This is a genomic window from candidate division KSB1 bacterium, assembly GCA_034521575.1.
Taxonomy (GTDB): Bacteria; Zhuqueibacterota; Zhuqueibacteria; order Residuimicrobiales; family Krinioviventaceae; genus JAXHMJ01.
On record JAXHMJ010000005.1, the window covers coordinates 1682011 to 1700692 of the forward strand.

General features: G+C 47.3%; 13 protein-coding genes. 7 read left to right on the top strand and 6 right to left on the bottom strand.

Going from position 1 to position 18682, the window contains the following annotated elements; all coding sequences use genetic code 11:
• Positions 1-71: 71 nt before the first annotated feature.
• Positions 72-6821, bottom strand: a complete 6750-nt coding sequence (locus U5R06_20575) for an Ig-like domain-containing protein (protein ID MDZ7725141.1) — start codon at positions 6819-6821, stop codon at positions 72-74.
• Between the two features lie 315 nt (positions 6822-7136).
• On the opposite strand from U5R06_20575, the gene U5R06_20580 reads away from it, so the two are divergent.
• From U5R06_20580 to U5R06_20595, 4 genes are read left to right on the top strand one after another with little or no spacing between them, the layout of a single operon-like run.
• Positions 7137-7604, top strand: coding sequence for a hypothetical protein (locus U5R06_20580; protein MDZ7725142.1), 468 nt, complete (start codon positions 7137-7139; stop codon positions 7602-7604).
• Positions 7552-8352 carry a hypothetical protein gene (locus tag U5R06_20585; GenBank protein MDZ7725143.1) on the top strand — a complete coding sequence of 267 codons (801 nt, stop codon included), beginning with the start codon at positions 7552-7554 and terminating at the stop codon, positions 8350-8352. Before U5R06_20580 ends, U5R06_20585 begins: the two co-directional genes overlap by 53 nt.
• Before the next feature lie 9 nt (positions 8353-8361).
• A complete protein-coding gene (locus tag U5R06_20590; protein MDZ7725144.1) occupies positions 8362-8568 on the top strand; it encodes a hypothetical protein in 207 nt (68 codons plus the stop codon).
• A gap of 24 nt (positions 8569-8592) precedes the next feature.
• Positions 8593-8778, top strand: coding sequence for a hypothetical protein (locus tag U5R06_20595; GenBank protein ID MDZ7725145.1), 186 nt, complete (start codon positions 8593-8595; stop codon positions 8776-8778).
• 464 nt (positions 8779-9242) lie between these two features.
• Here U5R06_20595 and U5R06_20600 read toward each other — a convergent pair whose 3' ends face one another.
• The 5 genes from U5R06_20600 to U5R06_20620 are packed head-to-tail and all read right to left on the bottom strand — an operon-like array spanning position 9243 to position 14869.
• Positions 9243-11489 carry a FlgD immunoglobulin-like domain containing protein gene (locus U5R06_20600; GenBank protein MDZ7725146.1) on the bottom strand — a complete coding sequence of 749 codons (2247 nt, stop codon included), beginning with the start codon at positions 11487-11489 and terminating at the stop codon, positions 9243-9245.
• 25 nt (positions 11490-11514) lie between these two features.
• Positions 11515-12168 carry a hypothetical protein gene (locus U5R06_20605; GenBank protein MDZ7725147.1) on the bottom strand — a complete coding sequence of 218 codons (654 nt, stop codon included), beginning with the start codon at positions 12166-12168 and terminating at the stop codon, positions 11515-11517.
• 27 nt (positions 12169-12195) lie between these two features.
• Positions 12196-13116, bottom strand: coding sequence for a T9SS type A sorting domain-containing protein (locus tag U5R06_20610; protein MDZ7725148.1), 921 nt, complete (start codon positions 13114-13116; stop codon positions 12196-12198).
• Between the two features lie 29 nt (positions 13117-13145).
• The gene (locus tag U5R06_20615; protein ID MDZ7725149.1) at positions 13146-14531 is read right to left on the bottom strand and encodes a T9SS type A sorting domain-containing protein; all 1386 of its coding nucleotides are present in this window, start codon (positions 14529-14531) and stop codon (positions 13146-13148) included.
• Between the two features lie 26 nt (positions 14532-14557).
• Positions 14558-14869 carry a hypothetical protein gene (locus U5R06_20620; protein ID MDZ7725150.1) on the bottom strand — a complete coding sequence of 104 codons (312 nt, stop codon included), beginning with the start codon at positions 14867-14869 and terminating at the stop codon, positions 14558-14560.
• A gap of 1705 nt (positions 14870-16574) precedes the next feature.
• On the opposite strand from U5R06_20620, the gene U5R06_20625 reads away from it, so the two are divergent.
• The 3 genes from U5R06_20625 to U5R06_20635 all read left to right on the top strand — a co-directional run bounded on the left by U5R06_20625 (position 16575) and on the right by U5R06_20635 (position 18081).
• Positions 16575-16763: a hypothetical protein gene (locus tag U5R06_20625; protein ID MDZ7725151.1), complete on the top strand. Its 189-nt coding sequence runs from the start codon at positions 16575-16577 to the stop codon at positions 16761-16763.
• 389 nt (positions 16764-17152) lie between these two features.
• The gene (locus tag U5R06_20630; GenBank protein MDZ7725152.1) at positions 17153-17860 is read left to right on the top strand and encodes a prenyltransferase; all 708 of its coding nucleotides are present in this window, start codon (positions 17153-17155) and stop codon (positions 17858-17860) included.
• On the top strand, positions 17857-18081 hold the full coding sequence (locus U5R06_20635) for a hypothetical protein (protein ID MDZ7725153.1): 225 nt from the start codon (positions 17857-17859) through the stop codon (positions 18079-18081). Before U5R06_20630 ends, U5R06_20635 begins: the two co-directional genes overlap by 4 nt.
• Positions 18082-18682: the final 601 nt, after the last annotated feature.

Here is an 18682-nt window from a genome sequence, read left to right on the forward strand (position 1 = left end):
TCATGCCGTGCTCCAGATAAAATATAAAAAAAGGCGGGCAAAAAAGCAATCCGCCCGCCTGATTCTGCGCATTATTTTAGCAATAAAAGCTTTCGGGTAAACTGTTTTTCATGATCCAGTCTTAGCTGATAATAATAAACACCACTCGAGACCGGTTCACCGGCGCTGCTGCCGGCGTTCCACATAATTGAGTGAATGCCTGCATTCATTTTGCGATCAATCAGTGTCTTGACCCGCTCTCCGCGGATATTGTAGATAATGAGTTCAACCCGGACATTTTTCGGCAATTCAAATCGAATGGTTGTTGACGGATTAAACGGATTGGGATAATTCTGATGCAAAGCCACACGCGTCGGCAGTGCAATTAGGGCCTGCGCCATTCCATACTCGGTTTCATAACCGTAACGGTCCACTTCCAGCAGTTTATAATAGTAGCGTTTGCCCGCCGTCACCTCGTTGTCGCGACAGGAATAAACACCCTGTTCGTTGGGCTTGATCATTTCGGGATTGATCCGGGTAAAACCGGAATTCTTATTGGCGCTCCTAAGCACATAAAATCCGGATGTGTTTACCTCCCTGGAGGTTTCCCAGGACACGACAACGTGGTTATCAATAGACTCTGCAGTAAAAGTTGACAGGTCCACAGCGTTCGGTGTGCGCAAGTGTACGTGCCAGCGCTCTTTGGTGTTGCATTCGTTATCCGAGACAACACACTCGACCACAAGCGCGGAATCCGGGAATTGTGCCTTGGTAAAGACCACCGGCAGCATCGGAGTATCTCCGGCAAAAATATCATCAATCATCCAGGTATAATACACCGCATCGCCATTCGGATCAGAAGCTTCCACTTTGAAAGAGAGGGGTTGATTGTAATCAATCACAAGCACGTCCTCTTCCGGTTCCCGCAATGTGATTTCCGGACACATATTCTGAACACTGGTATGGATCATCACCGTACCGCTGTCGGCGGCGCCGAACTTGTCGCGGACAATAAAGGTAATGCTATAATCACCTTCATATTCCATAGTCGGGGTCCAGGTGAACAGATAATTCTGAGCGGTATCAACGGTCGCGGATTCGGGCATATTTTTGAATTCATAATGCAGAGGATCATCATCCGCATCTTCAGCCCGGATGGAAATGTTAACCGTTTGTCCGGCTTCCACAGCTAAATTACGCGGCAGGGGCGGACTAAATTCAGGCGCACTGTTGACCACGATTGCCGTATAGCTCACCTGAGATTCGATGGCGGCATTCTGCGGCTGCACATTGACTTGCTGCGCCCCCAGATTGCCGGTTTGCCAGGTCACCTCGGCAATCCCTTGATTGTTTGTAAACGCGGGCAACGGTTCCTGGATCGACCCTGTTCCTTTCACCACATCAAATTGAATGCCTTCAGCTTCCAGGACGCGGTCGAACACATCCATGGCTTTGATCTTGAGCGGTATCTCGGAAAACGGTCGAACGGTTTCCACATCCGCTGACAGTTTTTGCAATTTAATGGTTCGCGTGCTCTGAACATAACAATTGAACGTCACACTTCCATAACTGCCGGCGGTGGCGCGAATCTTGTGCAATCCCGTGACCGTACCGGTTTTGAACACAACCGCAGCCATGCCGTTCGCATCTGTCTTGACCGGATTCAGGGTCAGCCAGGCGCCCTCGCCCACCAAAAGTTTAAACTCGACAGAAATATGGGAAATAGGTTCGCCGTTCTTTTCCGTGACCTGAACCGCAAATGAATCCGGCATAGTTTTATTGATCAGCCCGATTGTTGAATCACCGGACTGTTTGCTCACAAGACCATCGGCGGGTGGAGAAGCATAGGCCATAAAATATGTATCCGTGGGAATGCCGGTAACATTGGCGCGCACATGCTGCTCTCCCAGAACAGGTCCCAAAACCCAATGCACGCTGACGCGCCCTGTGCTGTCCGTCCGTACCGGTTGATTTTCCTGAATACTGCCGCCGCCGTCTTCGATGGCGAATGTCACCTCAACATTTTCTACCGGATGATTCCATTCATCCAGAACCCGCAATCCAATGGGATCCGGCAGCATTTTTTCCTTTTCATAATACTGGTCCGTTCCAAAGGGGACCACGTGATGCGGCGGACCGTTGATAAAAGAGATTTCGGTTTGTACCACGATCTGATTATTGACCAGCGCCCAAACCATCACGGCTCCTACGTTGGTTGATGCCACTGAAGCCTGTATGCGTCCATTGGCATCCGTTGGTGAATCGGGTTGATCAATAAACACTTCCAGCCCGCTCGCCTGCAGCGTGACCTGCAGACCGCTCAACGGATTTTCAAATTGATCTTTTAATTCAACGACGATATTGGATTTATCCTGACCATTCGCCAGGATATCCGTAGTTGCCGTCATGCTGCTGTTTTCAGAATCCGGTTCTCCCGGCAGAGCTTCCACCGTATATGAAATCGTTCCGGGTTTTAGAGGATCCACGCCGTCATCCGACGTGACACGGATTGTACTGGTGCTCGGCGCATCTCCGAGATACACCTGAGCCGCGGCAATGCCATGCCGATTGGACAGGACATTATGACTGGTATACTGTCCGTTAATCAGACAGTTTCCGGATTCGATCGTAAAAGTGACCGGATGCCGGGACACCGGATTGCCGTCATCATTCAGAACCAGTATTTTCAAAGAATCCGGCAAAACAGTTCCCACTTGCCCGGTGAATTCATCATCCGAATTCACGCGCTGCATGGAAACAGCCAGACTTTTGCGTCCGGAGGCAAAAAACTGCATGGGAGAGCCTTTCAGGCTTTTTCCGTCAAAGCGGGCCATGGCCTCGAATACATAATTATTTTCGCCATAATCCGTTCCCAATGTGGGTCGGACAGAGGCCATACCGTTTTCATCCGTATGAACCGTTATAGTGTTTTCACCATTAAAACGGGCTCCGGAGAATGTCATAAACTGGACGGGCCGATCCTCAAGTCCAATGCCGTTTTGATCCACGATCCGCACCTTGAACGGCTCCGGCAAAGGTTCATTGATACGGCCTTTTTGATGATTCCCGCTTACATATTTTAATTCATAGGGGTCACCCGGACCGGTATAGGCGGTAAAAATCAGGGGACTGCCTATCAGGTCTCTGCCTTCATACTGGCTGCTCACCGCAACTTTTTGTTCATGTTCAGTCGGACCCATGGTATAGGTCACAGCCACCTGTCCCCAAACATCCGTATTGCGCGTCAGGCGGGTCTGGCCGGAAAGGGTGCCGTTACCCTGAACCACCTCATACGTGACAGGATGACCGGAGATCGTATTCAGAAAGGAATCGGTCACGGTTATCTTGAACGGCTGCAACAGGGGCTGGCCGGCATCACCGGACTGGGTGTCACCGGAGACTTTCATAATACGCGCCGGCGGACCGGGATTGCCGGTTGCTGTAAAAATGACCGGAGATCCGTCCAGGTCTTCAGCGGTGGCCACGACCACGTTTTCACCGGCCTTGGTTCCCAGTTTCAAACGTACGGAGGCATGTCCGTCCGAATCGGTTTCTACCAGCACAGTCTGCAGACCCTGAATGGTTCCGCCCCCCTGAGTTACAGCAAATTCCACATCGAATCGACGCACCGGATTTCCAAAGGTATCCAAAATTTGTATGACAAACGATTCAGGCAGCAATTGTCCCGCGGTACTGGTTTGCTGATTGCCGCTGACCATGACAATTGAGGTCGGTTTCCCGCCTGTCGCCGATGCATAAAATACAATGGGAGAATTCTGCGCACTCGGTACTACGGCATGGAACACATACAGTGAATCGCCGATAGAGGAGCCCAGTGTAGGAGTGACTCCCGCAATACCCTGGTTGTTGGTCTGAACCTGTACCGTATCCTGGCCGGAAAAATGGCCGTCGCCGGACATGACGATAAACGTAATATTCTCGCCTTCCACCGGATTGTCCTGCATATCCGTCAACTTTACCGTTAGCGGTTCATCCAGTTCTGAACTGATATGTCCGATCTGGTCATTACCGGAAATATAATTTATTTTCCGGTTTGGCTCACCGGCGGAAGCATTGAATGTATAGGGACTGTTTTGCAGTTCGGTGCCGTTGTAAAAAGAAGAGGCTCGCAGTGCATTCGGCCCGATCTGCGGCCCCATCTGCCAGTTCACCTCGGCATAGCCGTTATTATCTGTTTGCACATTGACAGAGGCCGCCGTGTCTGAATCGGTCACACAAGCGCCCAGTCCCTGCTGAATGGTGTATTGAACCGTATGACCGGAAATCGGATTGCCGTATATATCAGTGATTTGAGTGATAATCGGCTGGCTGAGCGCCCTGTTGATAAATCCGGTTTGGTTGTCACCGGACACATAATTCAGGCGATAGGGATTCGCCGGCTGCGGTGTGACGGTGATGGTTTCCGGGGAACCGGCCAGATGCAGTCCGTCCTGAAGCGAAGACACCCGCAGAGAATTTTGTCCGTCAGCGCCGCTGACCGTACCCATCATCCAGGCCACACTGACCAAACCCTGTTGATCCGTTGTTTTGGAAAGGGTCGAATTCCCGGTTTGATCCAGGTCGCCGCTGCCTTGAGTAATATCAAAAGTAACCTGATGCGCGGGCACCGGCTGATCATCAGCCGACAACACTTTGAATGTAACCGTCACTTCCTGCCCGACAACCGCACCGGGTGTGCCAACCGGAGAGACCCGGATTAGCTGGTCAGGAACCTGTTCAACAGGACGAACCGTGAGTGTCTGATTGGTGGTCACACTTTCAAAAGTCCGAACATCTCCATTCGGGAGTTCAACCTTGACATCCACGCTGGCCGTTTGTCCGGCGCCAACATGCTGTACCATGGAACTCTGACTCTGATAGCCATTGTTTGCCAATATCTCCCGATACCCCAGCAGACTGTTCGCATCATCCAGGCCGCCTGCCTGATAAACCCAGATTTTAGCGCCGAGTCCCACAGCAATACCGTTATCATTGACGACTTTGACCTTGACAAAGCTATTGCTGCCGCTATAATCGTTTCGGAAAAGATGATTTCGGGAGTACAGCTTACCATCAGTGATCCCGCCCCGGGCCACAGCATAAATATCGAGATTACCGTCGTCATTCACATCAAATACACCCGAACCACGGCCGTCCGCAAAGAAGGCTTCAACGCCGCTGTTCGAGCCGGGCGCAAACGCGCCGTTCCCGTCATTAAAATATAATCTGGCCGGCTTGTATTTATCAATCCCGAACAAATCAATATCACCATCGTTATTCCAATCCCCGGTTAAAAGCCCAAAGGTCTGAAGGGAATTCACCCCGAGATTGGAAATATTAACAAATGATCCGTTGTTGTTTTGAAAAACTTCAATACGTGAGTTCGCTCCGGCATCGGAACCGACCACCATATCCAGATCGCCATCATTATCCACATCACACAGGCTTACCGAGTTCACACCGGCGGCCAGGGTCAGGGATGCCATGGAGGAATACCCGCCGTTCTGTGTGTTACGTGCGATATCAACACCGTCATTATGACAGATGACCAGATCCTGGTAACCATCATTATCCAGGTCTCCCGCCGTGACTGCCGCGTAACTTTTACCTGAAGAACGAAAGGCTTGTAAAATTTGTGTATTGACCGTAAAGTTGGCATTGCCGTCATTTAAATACATTTGGTGAGGCGATCCGCCATTGACCACAATAATATCCAAATCACCGTCTTTTTCTATATCCGTTAATGTGGCGCCTTTGGAATCCGAAGCGATATTGGAACCCAAACGTCCGGTTGCATTTGAAAAACTGCCGGTTCCGGTATTTAAATACAGATGATTGGGTTCATTGGGATAAGAGGAACTGTGATAGTTCATGACAAATATATCCTTGTCGCCATCCGCATCAAAATCACCCGCCAGCGAGGCGTAAGAATAGGACGGATCATTCACACCACGATCCGCGCCCAATTCGTCAAAACCTCCATTCTGAGCCATAAACAAAAGATTTTCAGTGTCATAATCTTTGGCAAAAAAGTGTGGTGTGTACAAATCAGAGGCCCCGTCGGCATCGAAATCCGAAATCAAGACACCCTGGGCGCCCACTTTTTGATGCGCCATTTCAGCCGAGGGATCAGCAATATTGGTAAACGGATAATTGCTCGCAGGTTTATATAGTTTCAAATCTTTATAGATGACGCCGGCGTTACCGGAACCATAAGTATCATCTTTACCCAAAAAGATGTATCCAAATGTTTCAACTTGTCCCTCGAACTCCTGCCGGGCCAACGTTTCTCCGTTCAGAGTCAGCCAGATTTCAGTTGTAGTCCAGATAATCCGAAAGGTATAATCAGTATTGCTATTCCAATTCCGACTGTTGATACGGGTTTCCCGGCGTTCATGGGGCGCTTTTTCTCCGTAAAAGGAAGAGGAGATAAACTTGAAATCGATATTGTATTGATTGACCAGTTTTTCATCGGATTTCAGCATCACGTATGAACCCGGAGAGGGGTCGACATCAAAAAAGGACCCGTCCCCTCTGGAATACAGAGAAATGGGGACCCAGTCATCCGTCACCTCCGGCATCATGTTGGTCAATGTGATTTCCATGGTGCCTTCCGGCGGCAGGAAATGATTCAGGTCAATCCGCAATTGCGCATTATCCCGATCGGCGGTCCAGCCGTTATTTGAAAAACTGCCTCCAAACGTGGATATCTGTCCGATGGAATTCTGATCATTGTTTCGCAACGCATGCGAATGTACAAGCACGTCATGATCCGGTTGCGCATATATAAGAGAAGTGATTATCAGCAAGGACATCACCAGAAAAAGACATGAGCGTATCATGAGCTCTCCTCTGATTCATTATTAGAGATAAATATTGACATTTTACACAGTTCAAACAGGAATGCAAAAACCAGGCCGATATTTAGAATTTATAATTTTATCTTTTTCAGTTCAGGCCCCATAATGTGTTAATTTTTAATCTTTTTTGCAAGGTTTATCAACAAGGTGAGAGTTTTTTCAGCAAATTCCTTTTGCTGTTGCGCAGATGTGTTCCATCTGCTAACACGCTGTTTCAAACCGGGAATTTAAACCCGGTCGGTCAAACAAGGAGCAGAGAATGACTTTTTCCGTATTCGCACCAATGTCTGGGGAAGCGTGTCCTATTCCTCGTTCACGGCAAAGGTGCGGTTTACCAATGAATTCCGCAAGTACCTGATCATTCCGGACGGCAAGGAAGGCGATTTCACGCTGGACGAGATCTTTATCGACAATCTGTACGTGAACTGGAAATCGCAGGGTGATATTCCTCTGTCCGTGACTTTGGGTCGCCAGAACCTGATCTATGGCGAAGGGTTTATTCTGCTGGACGGCAATCCCTGGGACGGTTCGCGCTCGATCTATCCCGATGCGATCAAAGTGTCGTTCAAACTGGACAACACCACTGTTGATCTTCTGGGCATTGGCGATAACCGGGTTGACAAACGTTTTCCGACAATAGCGCTCGGCGACCTCGATAATTCGGAAGGCCTGCCGAAAAATGCAGACGAGCAACAATGGCTGAACGACAGCCATGAACAGGCACTTTGTGTATGCGGTGCAAAAACGCGAATCATCGCGCTATGAAGGCTATTATTTTATGAAAAAAGAAGGGGCCAGGGCCTGGATCGGCAGTCCGTATGGTGATGAGGATTTGACATTGCACACTCTGGGCGGACGGGTTCAAGGTCCGGTTGAAGACAATCTCAGCCTGACCACGGAATGGGCCTACCCGTTCGGCAAACGCGGCGATTTCAATCAATCCGCTTACGGCGGCTATGCCTATTTGACCTATAACCTGAACCCTGAGAAAAAGATGAACGTGATGGGCGGATTCAATCTGCTCTCCGGCGATGATCCGTCAACGGATGACAATGAAGGTTGGAACCCCATTTTCAGTCGCTGGCCCAAATGGAGCGAACTGTACATCTATTCCCAGGTCATGGAAACCGTACGCGGTAGGCACAAGGTCGCGTACTGGACCAACACCTTTTCTCCTTACGTCAAATACAATATGAACGTGACTCCCAATATCAGCATGCAGGCCTGTTATTACCACCTGCAGTCGCTGCAGGACGCGTCATTCTGGAATCCGGGGGCAATGTGCGCGGCGACGAATTTCATCACCAAAATGGGTATCCTGGTGGCCATTGTGGACAGTCTGGTGCTGGCCTGGGGCCTGCCGCTGTTCTTTAAAGGCGGCACCGCCATCTTTTTCGGGTTGTGCGCGTCCGCGTTTCTGCCGATCTTTCTCGGCGGACTGTATCTGAAAAACATCAGCAAAGCCGCAGCCTTGTGGAGTTTTGCGTCCGGATTTATCGTCAGTTTTTTCTAACTGTTTTTTATGCACATCAAGGAATCCGCTCCGCTGCTGTTGTGCAACGCGCTGTTCGGCAAAGATTCCCTGGTTCAGGGCAGCATCTGGCAGGTGGTCGATCCGCTGGTGATCGCCCTGCCCGTGGCTGTGATTGTTCTTGTGGTCGTGAATTTTTTCGGCAAAAAACTGCCGGACGATCATCTGGACCGCTGTTTTCAGGATATCAAATCATGATCAATTATTGTCAGGAGGCCGGAAATGCTTGGATTAGTATTAGGCGATTTTTCCGTTTCACTCGTTTTTATACTCACTCTTTTGAGCGCTGTTCTCTGCGTGGTGTACGGTCTGTTGAACTGGAACCGCGGCGGACTGGATGATGATAAAATCGTTCAGGAAGACCAGCAATGGGAACAAGAAGAACACGAAATAGAAAAAAATTTATAGAATGAAAAGGGCGTCGGGATTCGGCGCCTTTTTTTTTGCATCGTTGGAGTGATGCTGCCGCGCGGCGGGATGGATATGGGACAGGATAACCGGATTGGCCGGATTGACAGGATCAAAAGCCAAAGCAGGAATTCTGAAAATAAAAATATCAATCCTTTAATCATACCGAGGCATCATGACGCTTTGTTTTGAATTGTGCCGCGACCTCTCGTCACAAAGCACCGGGGAATGTATTCTGTCCGGGAATACGGGCATAGGACACAGAGTGTCCGGGCTGCATTCCGCAAGAGACTGGCGGAACGATGGAAAGAATCCTGTCAATCCTGTCATCCGGTCCAATGAAAGGCTGCGGGGCAGCAAAGAGTTTGAGTAGAGATGGTTTTTAGACCGGATCGGAGAATGCATGTACACTCCCTAATCGGCGGCATTCCGGTTGGACACCAAAGCCCGGCCGGAGCAACGATTCATTTGATCAATAACATTTTGCAGGATTTCGTGTAGCCGCTCGATGTTCTCAAACGATAGAAATACACGCCGCTGGCAGCAGACTGCCCAAGCGCATCACGGCCGTTCCAGCGAATCTCCCTGAATCCGGCATCTTTTTCCGCGTCCACCAGCGTCGCGATCTCGCGGCCGCGCAGGTCATAGACCTTGAGCGTCACGTGCGCCGCTTCCGGTAGCTGGTAGGAAAGGGTGGTGGCCGGATTGAACGGGTTCGGGTGCGCCGGATGCAGACTGGCCTCGGTGATGGTCTGAGCCACCGGTTTGCTCAACTCCGGATTGGTCGCATATGGTTCCCCGTCGCCACGCGCCAGTGCCGTCAACCGGTGCTGCGGATAGCGCTGTGTGAGCTGATTCAGATACCTGTCGGCTTTTTGCGCGTCCGGCAGAAAACACCGGTACAGCTGCGTCATCTGGTACAACGTGAAGGGTTCGTATCCGCTGCCTGTCAGGTCCTGCAAGGCCTTTAGACACAGACTCTCCGCGGCTTTATAATCGCGATCCTTGATCGCCCGGATCACAGACAAATCGTGAACCACGGCGCGCGTCTCCAGCGGCAGATTTTGCGAGCGCAGTGTTTTGAACCAGGATGACATCCCCGGGATATTGTGCTTGTCCGAGATATGAAACACCTGACACAACGCCTTGCGCGCGTACACCGACGCCGGAAACCGCTTGATGATCTGTTGGTTGATCTCCAGAGCCTGATCCGGGTCCTGATCGTGGTAACGCACGTACCGGCCCCACTGCCAGAGAGATTCGGGATCATCGGGGTTCAAATCAGCGGGATCGAATTTGGTGTCCGTTAGTGTCACTCCGGATTTGGCCAGCGGCGAACCGCCGCCGGGATCACTTGACAGATAGGGTGTATGATTGAACGTACAGCCGCTGCCGACATAGGTATCTATTAAAGCCGGATACTCACCCCAGTAGCAATTAATGGCATCGGAGGAAGCGCCTGCATACATATACAGATCATAGGACCCGTTGTTATCGATGCTGTTGTAACCGTGCATGGGGTAATAGGACCCGAGCATGGCTTCACTGTAACGGCACAGGAAAAAGCCATAGGTGTTGTTGTCACAGATCACGTTGTATCCCCGGTTCGGTTCACCCTCGGTGAACACAGCCTCGCTGTAATAATCACAATCCACACCAGTTGTATTGTCCATGATGCTATTGTGCAGCAGCAGTGGAGAAGCGCCGTCCCAGGTCTGCACCCCGATGGTATTGTCGTGAATGTAGGAATAGGTGATCTCCGGAGAACAGGAGTTGACAGTAATACCGGTTTCCGCATTTTCAATTTCACAGCAGGTTAGTTCGCTGTTGTCATTGGCGTTGATAAAGCGGATACCGTACCACGTACCGGAATTGCAGGTAAATTCAATGGGATTGGCAGATGTGCCCTGGGCATTGAGGGTGCCGTTGACGACGAGTTCGCATCGGGCACAATCAGAACCCGAGGATTGATCATCGGTATTAGAAAAAGAAACTAAAACCGATGGTAAAATTGATAATGTAATTTCTGAGTTTACATGAACATCACCAGTAATATAAATATCATCAATCCAATAAACAGTTTGTGAATATCCACTAGTTGTTATAATGTCACCTGAAAAGACATAATGACTTGGATACATGTGATGACCTCTAAAAGCATCCAAAATGTCGTCTTGGTGCGGTGTGCCATTATTCGGATTGCTATCCCCGTATTCATCGTCATCAGCCTCCAGAATGCAACCGATGAGATTCCTGAAATCCTGAGTATATGGTGAAATTCCTAAATGGCAAAGCCCCTCAAAGATCAAGTTGTCTGTGATGGTGGCTCCAAGCTCTTCCCGTAAGTCCCAGGCCGCACCGGCCATTATCATTCCGTTATAATACCTATCACGCCATGTTCCCGTGGGATTCCAATCATCAGGATAAAGGTAACTGTTATCCAATGGTCTTCCTCCATGATAACCCTCGCCAAAGAGAAACTCTCCGACAATGGTGCAGGCAAAATAATCGCTGAAACCTTCATCTATTGCCCTACTATCATCTGCATTTATGTCATACTTGACGGCATGAGTATATTCATGGTAAATGACATCACTTGTTCTGGCATAATAATATTGAGAAGGTTTTCCTGAGGCCACAGCTATACCAAAATAAATATTTCCACCAGAATAGAAAGCACTGGTACTGCTATAATAGACATACGCATCCATAGAAGGATTCCCGCCATAGTCCCATTCATAACCAAATTGATCCTTCTACTGTGCCATTGATTGATTTTCTAATGGTCTCTTCTTTGTGAACAAGGGATCCCTTATTGGCATCGATATAAAAGGCTTCACCCTTACCTGCCTCCAGGTTGGACAATTCAACTTTCCAGCACAACGTGTAACAGTTTTCTTTATCATCAGGAACAATAATCATGGATGAAGATTCGACTTTGACTGATTCATCTAAATGATCTTTGAATAAATTTTTAGCAATATTCATAGCATTATCGTTAGTGATTGTGTAAGGAAAAGAAGATGGAAAGTTGAGATAAAAATGAACTCCAACCTTTTTAATCGTTCCATCAGTTGCTACTTTAATACCAACTTTAGAGGTATGGACCGGAATTTCGGAATGATATTGTTCGTAAATCAGATAGTAATTGCCACAACTGAAATAGGATGATTTTAATTGTAGTTCTTTTGATTTAATACCAAATTCTTTTTCATGAGATTTTAGATAATTTGAAACTGCCTTCTCTACGCTTTCTGCATCATTCGCTTTTCCAATGGAATCATTCAATCTGTAACCGGGATAAGTTTTGACATGACTGATGCCGGCAAAGGAAAAGTTAGCCAATACAAAAAAGAGCAAAAACACTAAAAGACTGATTGACGTTCTCATGAGCCTGTCCTCCTTTTAGTCAATAGCTTATTGTGTAAAAACAACTTTTTTTGTAACCTGCTTGTTGTTAAAATTTAAAACAACGAAATAAACTCCCGATGGTAAGATGATGCCTCTTTCATCTATGCCGTTCCAGTTAATTTCTGCTGACGTAGCTTGAGTAATGGAAAATGTTTTTACTTTTCGCCCTCTTATATCACAGATATAGATTTCCGGGTCGATTCTACCCTCAGCTCTTGGCATGTTAAGAGCGATTCGGGCTGAAGAATTGAAAGGATTGGGATATACTGAAAGCATGGACCGACTGATTGCATCGTGTTTTGGTTTATTCTTTGAGTCAACTGAGGTGACCAAATCAGGGTAGGCGATATCGTTGATGACTCCGTTGCGGAAGCTATACCATCTTGGTAAAATTGAGATAACATCAGAATACACGCACCCTATCTTCGGAGCCAATAAGTATGTCCAGCCATAATCAACAGCAAAATCAAAACCGAAAAAATAACAGTTTTCCAGTTTTCGATTATTAACAGAAAAAGAGTAGTTTTTTTTATCCAGGGATACTTTTACTGGAACCAGTGTATCTTCAGCAACAAAATGAGTTTTTATTAGCCAAGAATCTCCTTCATTCGCACCAAGATCAAACCACAACTCCTCACGACCGTCATAATAGCGATACACTTTATCCGCTGAGGTTCTCACATAAACCGAGTCTTCTAATCTGTGAATGGTAAAAAAATGATCAAACAGGAAATACGTTTTGCCGTCAATTTCAAGCGAATCAATAATGGAAATTGTATCCTGAAGAACAAATTTATCCGGCCATTCATAAAGATCAAAGACCCAGGTATTACCGATCCGAAGGGGGAAGTAGTCTGAAGCTTTAAGCTGTTGTTCCATGGCATTTGTTACAAATAAGCACAGAATCATAAGAATTATTTTGTTCATGTTTCATTACCTCCTTTTTCTGGTATCATTTACTTGACATAAATGAGTTTCTTGCTATCAACAAATCTGCCGGCAAAAAGCCGATAGAGATAAATGCCGCTTGTCACCTCCCCTCCTTTTTGATTTTTACCCTGCCATTTTACCCGATGCAGACCGGGCGATTGGTTTTGATCGAAAGTGATCACCTCCTTTCCGGTTATATCATAAACCGTCAGTCTGACATGCTGATTTTTTGAAAGTTTATATTTAATGATGACCTCTGAATTGAACGGATTGGGGTAGCTTTGATGCAAAATAGTTTGAGAGGGGAGACTGGAACTGTGTCTTTGAGATATAGAAGTTTTCAGCACCTCTCCCAAATTACCGTTTCGACTTACTTGTTGTGCAAAGATGCCCCAACCACTACCTGTACCGATCTCGTACCAGCAGACAATTGCACCACCTGAATTGTCTGAAATGGCCTTGGGTACACGTTGATAATGCTCTCTTGTTGAAATTGGTACATCATCAGACCACAATTTTAAACCGATCGAATTCAATTTTTGCCCAAACAAATCATTGTCTCCATTACGCCAGCCTTTCCATATGACCACAGGATTTGATGTTTCAACTGGTGCAATTCCATTTCCAAAAACACCTTTTAATAAATTGATTTTACTGAGCATGACACCATTATTGGGCCATTGAGGTAAACCCTCAGGATTTAATTTCTGTACATAAACATTAGATTGTCCCGAATGTGAGTCGTCCCATATAACAAATAAATTTCCATCTTTATTAATTAAAACATTAACATCAGTTTGATCATCTGCATTTTTCGTAATTGTTATCCCGTTCTCTTCCCAAAGGACTTGGCCTTTTCTATCTATCCTTTGTGCGCCAACAATATACTCAGGACTAATTCCATCAAACGTCCATCGTACCCCTGCAATAATGGCGCCCCCTCTTTTGTCACTTATCATTTGCCGCCCAACCGGATAGATCGCCACGCTATTATCATCCCATAAAAAGTATCCTTGCGAATTCAGTTTTTGCAGTTTTGTGTCCCAATTGGTTTCGCTGCTGTCGGAATACAAAATAATGGCATTCCCGGACCCTCCACAAACTGCCGGATTGGAGATATTGTCAAATATGAAATTATCGGTAACCACAAGCCCCGTATCCGGCCAGGCAAGCTGACCATCGGAGGTTATCCTCTGCCCCCTCAGTTCAAAAGCGCCGTTGCCATCCTGATCCTCGCCCCAAAACACAAAGGCGCCTTTGTTCCCGTCACTGCAGGCGGAGACTCCGGTTTTGTCTTTTCCTTCGACAAAAGGAGAGAGTTCAATTCCGGCATCTCCCCAGAGTTTGGTTCCACTGCTGTCTATGCGTTGAGCATAGACAGCGTTATAGGTGACTTCGTAGGGGTCGCCCACCAGATGCCGGTCCTCGAACAAAACGATTACCCCGCCGGCGCTGTCACTGACCAGATAATAATAAGGCGACTGATAACGGTTTGCACTGCTGATTCGGATTCCGTTTCAGGAAACCGGACATAACCATGCTTGTCCAGACGCTGCACCCATACCTGGCGCAGCAAAGCCGGGCTGTCCTGGTAAACAATAAACGCACCGCCAGCCCCGTCAGAGATCATTTGCGGCAACAGTCCGCCATGGGTCACCCGGGTGTTTTCCGCCCCGGATCGGCAGACCACTGAGAAAAAACCGTCCCAAACCAGAACAAAAATATCAGGATGTACTTCAGCATAATCCATCCTCCTGACTGTTGTCACCTATCCGATTAAACAAAAGGAAAAATCCGCATCCGCCCCGAAGGTGTTTTATGCCGTGTGTTTCGCAGTCCCGTGGTATTTCCTTTTTCTCTCCGACACCGCCCCGTAGCGCTGCGCGAATCCATTGTTGCATTCGGCGTCAGATGCTTCTCCCTGCCCTCAAAACCACCTCAAATCCTTTAGCTACTTTACAACCTAAACTATTAAAAGTCAAGCCTTATTTTGATTGAATTGATCTGTTTGGCTTTTTGTGGTGAAAGACAAGTTCGAGCAACAAGAGTCGGTGTGTATGAAATGATGCCCGTGAACAGCAAAAACAAAGCATTGTTGCCAAACAGGCAAGTTCCGGGCCAATATTTTTGCATTGTTTTCAAATAATTTACTGGAAACCCGACCCCGGACCCTGCGAAAATGATTCGCAGCCGGTAAAAAAGTTTCGCAGGGCGGGTTTTGCCGTATGGACCGTGAATTCAAAGTTTGGTTGCCCGTCAGAATCCATCTTTTGTCGTACAACTGTTTTTGTTGTGCGACAAATGAAAGGGGCAGGGCGCGGCCTGGTGCTTTTTATTTTATTGTGCTGCGACCATTCGTCGCACAATGGGGAAATTGTATGACGAGGTCCGTTTTGGAGTGCAATAGCCGGGATGTTGCCGTGCATGGCTTGCACTCAATAGAAATGTGTCCGTCAAGCAACCGGCACGGTATGCGCAGTCCCTGCTGCGACGCGAATTCGTGAAATATCACGGATATTTCACTCCAAATCCCCCCGGCTAATTTGTATGACATGGCGGAACGATGATATCCTGTAAATCCCGAATATCCTGTGATCCGGTCTGATGAGAGACTGCGGGGCAGAAAACATCAAGTATGGTATAGTGAAGAATACCGGCACGTCCTGAAAACAGAGAGGGTAGCGGAAGACAGGCAGCCGAGCGGCCGGCCTGCGTTGTTCAGCAGGACGGCAAACCGGCTGTCAAGTGTTTCCGGTCTGGGGTTTGTTTGATCTATTGAAAAAATACTATATTATCACTTTGCAGATGCCGGTTTAGCGAGGCGGTGCCCGCCCCGGTCGGCAAACTTTGAATGATCAGTAGAAACTGCAACGGGGCGGGCAGCCTGGCTGCAGCGAGGGGGAGACCTCCCCCTCAAGAAGATAAACCAGTCAACACCTTTGTACATGCCGAAAAGGGCAAAAAATACGAGTCATGTATTTTCAGGATTGTGCCGCGACCACTCATCGCACGTCTGAAGAGCCGTACGATGAGGACAAGTTTTGCATGGCAACATCCGTGATGCTGCTGTGCAAGATCCAATAATCATGAAATAGCAATCATTCGGTATTTTGATATTATCCGATATCTTTTACCGGATTCGCCGTTGCAGTTCGTGCCGTTTGTTTTGTTTGCTGTTCAAAGAAAATCAGCAACGAACAAGACGAACAAATAAACAAACCCGGCATATTTAATTTAGCAGTTCCTGATAAAAATGAAACATGCAGCTCAGAGCATTCAGCAATACATGCCTGAATGTCAAAGATTGGTATTGCAAAAGTACCAACAATTCTAATAGTGGATTTTTAGAATTTCAGTTCGTGTCGTTCGTTTTGTTCGCTGCCCCGATATTCAGCAAGGAACGATACAAACAAAACATTTAATGATGAACAAAGAATAGCATCACAGGTAAAAAATTGAATGTCTTTTGCTTTATTGTGCCGCTCTCATTCACCGCACTCTATTGTGCCGCGACCACTCGTCGCATAATTGGGGAATTGTACGACGAGGTCTTGCAGCAAATCAAAACGCGCTATTTGAAAAACATCAAAAACGCGCAAGACACCGGCGAACTGCGCTCCGATATTGATCCCGAGTTTTGCTGAATGGTGGTCAGTAAATTCAACGAAATGTATTAGGTCAAACACTTTGATATTTATCAGAGTGAATGATTTGAACAGGATATTGCCGAACAGATCAGGTTTTTAAAAAAACAGTTATGAACTGTTATGACTTAAATCTATAGCACTTTATTATTTATTTTACATGAATTTAAAATATACTATAACAGTATATACTGCAGTACGTACTGTTATGTTTTGGCCATCTCGTCGATATTCAACAATCACGAATTTCAAAAGACCGCGGCTGCATCCTTGACGTTTGTTAATAGAACACTCTTTCTGAATCGTAAAAAATCAGCAAATAACCCGGAATTTTCATATCCTGAAACAGGTTTTTAATTGAAACGATCTAAATAAAAAAAGGGACTTTAATGCAAAAACCAAATTTACTAAAAACCATCCGGGCGCCGTTTTTATCGTCAATCCTGTCACCGCTGCTGGCCGGTACGCTGCTGGCAGTACTGAGCGGCGCTCCGTTTCATCTATTTAATTTCATTCTGGTGCTGATCATGGGCATGGGACTGCACGCCGCCACCAATGTATACAATGACATCTATGATACCCTGCAGGGCACGGACCGCATCAACGAACATCGCAATGATTTCAGCGGCGGTTCGGGTCTGTTGGTGGAAAATCCGGACATGATATCCTACATGCGCAAGGTGGCTCGTGGCGGATTAATGGTCGCTCTGGCTGCCACCTTTGTTCTTTCCTTTGTCATTCGTCCCTCGCTTCTGCCCTTGTTGTGGATTTTATACCTGCTATCCGCGTTTTTCAGCAAATACTATACGGCAGCGCCGGTCAAGCTGGCCTACCGCGGATGGGGCGAAATCGCGGTCTGGTTTGCATTCGGTCCCATGGCCACGCTGGTGGCAGCGGTCAGCCAGAATGTAGCCGCACATCCTTATATCCTGTTCGCGCTGCCCATCACCGGGCTCAGTACCGCATCAATTCTCCTCGTCGGAGAAATAATCGACGAAACCGCGGACCGAGACAGCGGCAAAATGACAATTGTAGCGCGCACCGGCGCAAAAACCGGACGCTGGGTATACATGGGAATTCAGCTGATTTCATATTGAACACTGCCTTGTTATGCGGAATCCTCGGATGGCCGGGACTGATTGCGTTGATCGGCCTGGTTCCCTATTTCCTTATTTTCCCCAAAGCAGTCGAAATCATCACCCGGCACTATCAGGACATGGATCTATTGAAAAAAGCAGCCGGATTGAACGTAAAAATTCATTTGTTGTTTGCAGTCCTGTTTAATCTGGGACTCTGGCTGGCCGTCATGTTGGCCTGACCAAGCATACGATGAGTTCGGTGCATTTGCGGTGCAGCATCCGAGATGCTGCTGTGCAGGATCCAATAATCATGAAATAGCAATCATTCGGTATTTTGATATTATCCGATATCTTTTACCGGATTCGCCGTTGCAGTTCGTGCCCTTTGTTTTGTTCGCTGTTCAAAAAAAATCAGCAACGAACAAATAAACAAACCCGGCATATTTAATTTATCAGTTCCTGATAAAAATGAAACATGCAGCTCAGAGCATTCAGCAATACATGCCTGAATGTCAAAGATTGGTATTGCAAAAGTACCAACAATTCTAATAGTGGATTTTTATAATTTCAGTTCGTGTCGTTCGTTTTATTCGCTGCCCCGATATTCAGCAAGGAACGATACGAACAAAACATTTAATGATGAACAAAGAATAGCATCACAGGTAAAAAATTGAATGTCTTTTGCTTTATTGTGCCGCGACCACTCGTCTCACAATTGGGGAATTGTACGACGAGGTCAGTAATTTTGCAGTGCAGCATCCGCAATCAGCGGCGCGACTCGTTGTCAGTATCCGTGCTCTGTCTACGCAGGGCTTGGGCTGAATGCAGTCCGTGAAAACT

Excerpts from the sequence above, each read along its gene's own strand:
- U5R06_20575 (MDZ7725141.1), bottom strand. The coding sequence starts at position 6,821 with ATGATACGCTCATGTCTTTTTCTGGTGATGTCCTTGCTGATAATCACT.
- U5R06_20585 (MDZ7725143.1), top strand. The coding sequence starts at position 7,552 with ATGAACAGGCACTTTGTGTATGCGGTGCAAAAACGCGAATCATCGCGC.
- U5R06_20590 (MDZ7725144.1), top strand. The coding sequence starts at position 8,362 with ATGCACATCAAGGAATCCGCTCCGCTGCTGTTGTGCAACGCGCTGTTC.
- U5R06_20595 (MDZ7725145.1), top strand. The coding sequence starts at position 8,593 with ATGCTTGGATTAGTATTAGGCGATTTTTCCGTTTCACTCGTTTTTATA.
- U5R06_20600 (MDZ7725146.1), bottom strand. The coding sequence starts at position 11,489 with ATGGATGCGTATGTCTATTATAGCAGTACCAGTGCTTTCTATTCTGGT.
- U5R06_20605 (MDZ7725147.1), bottom strand. The coding sequence starts at position 12,168 with ATGAGAACGTCAATCAGTCTTTTAGTGTTTTTGCTCTTTTTTGTATTG.
- U5R06_20610 (MDZ7725148.1), bottom strand. The coding sequence starts at position 13,116 with ATGAACAAAATAATTCTTATGATTCTGTGCTTATTTGTAACAAATGCC.
- U5R06_20620 (MDZ7725150.1), bottom strand. The coding sequence starts at position 14,869 with ATGGATTATGCTGAAGTACATCCTGATATTTTTGTTCTGGTTTGGGAC.
- U5R06_20630 (MDZ7725152.1), top strand. The coding sequence starts at position 17,153 with ATGCAAAAACCAAATTTACTAAAAACCATCCGGGCGCCGTTTTTATCG.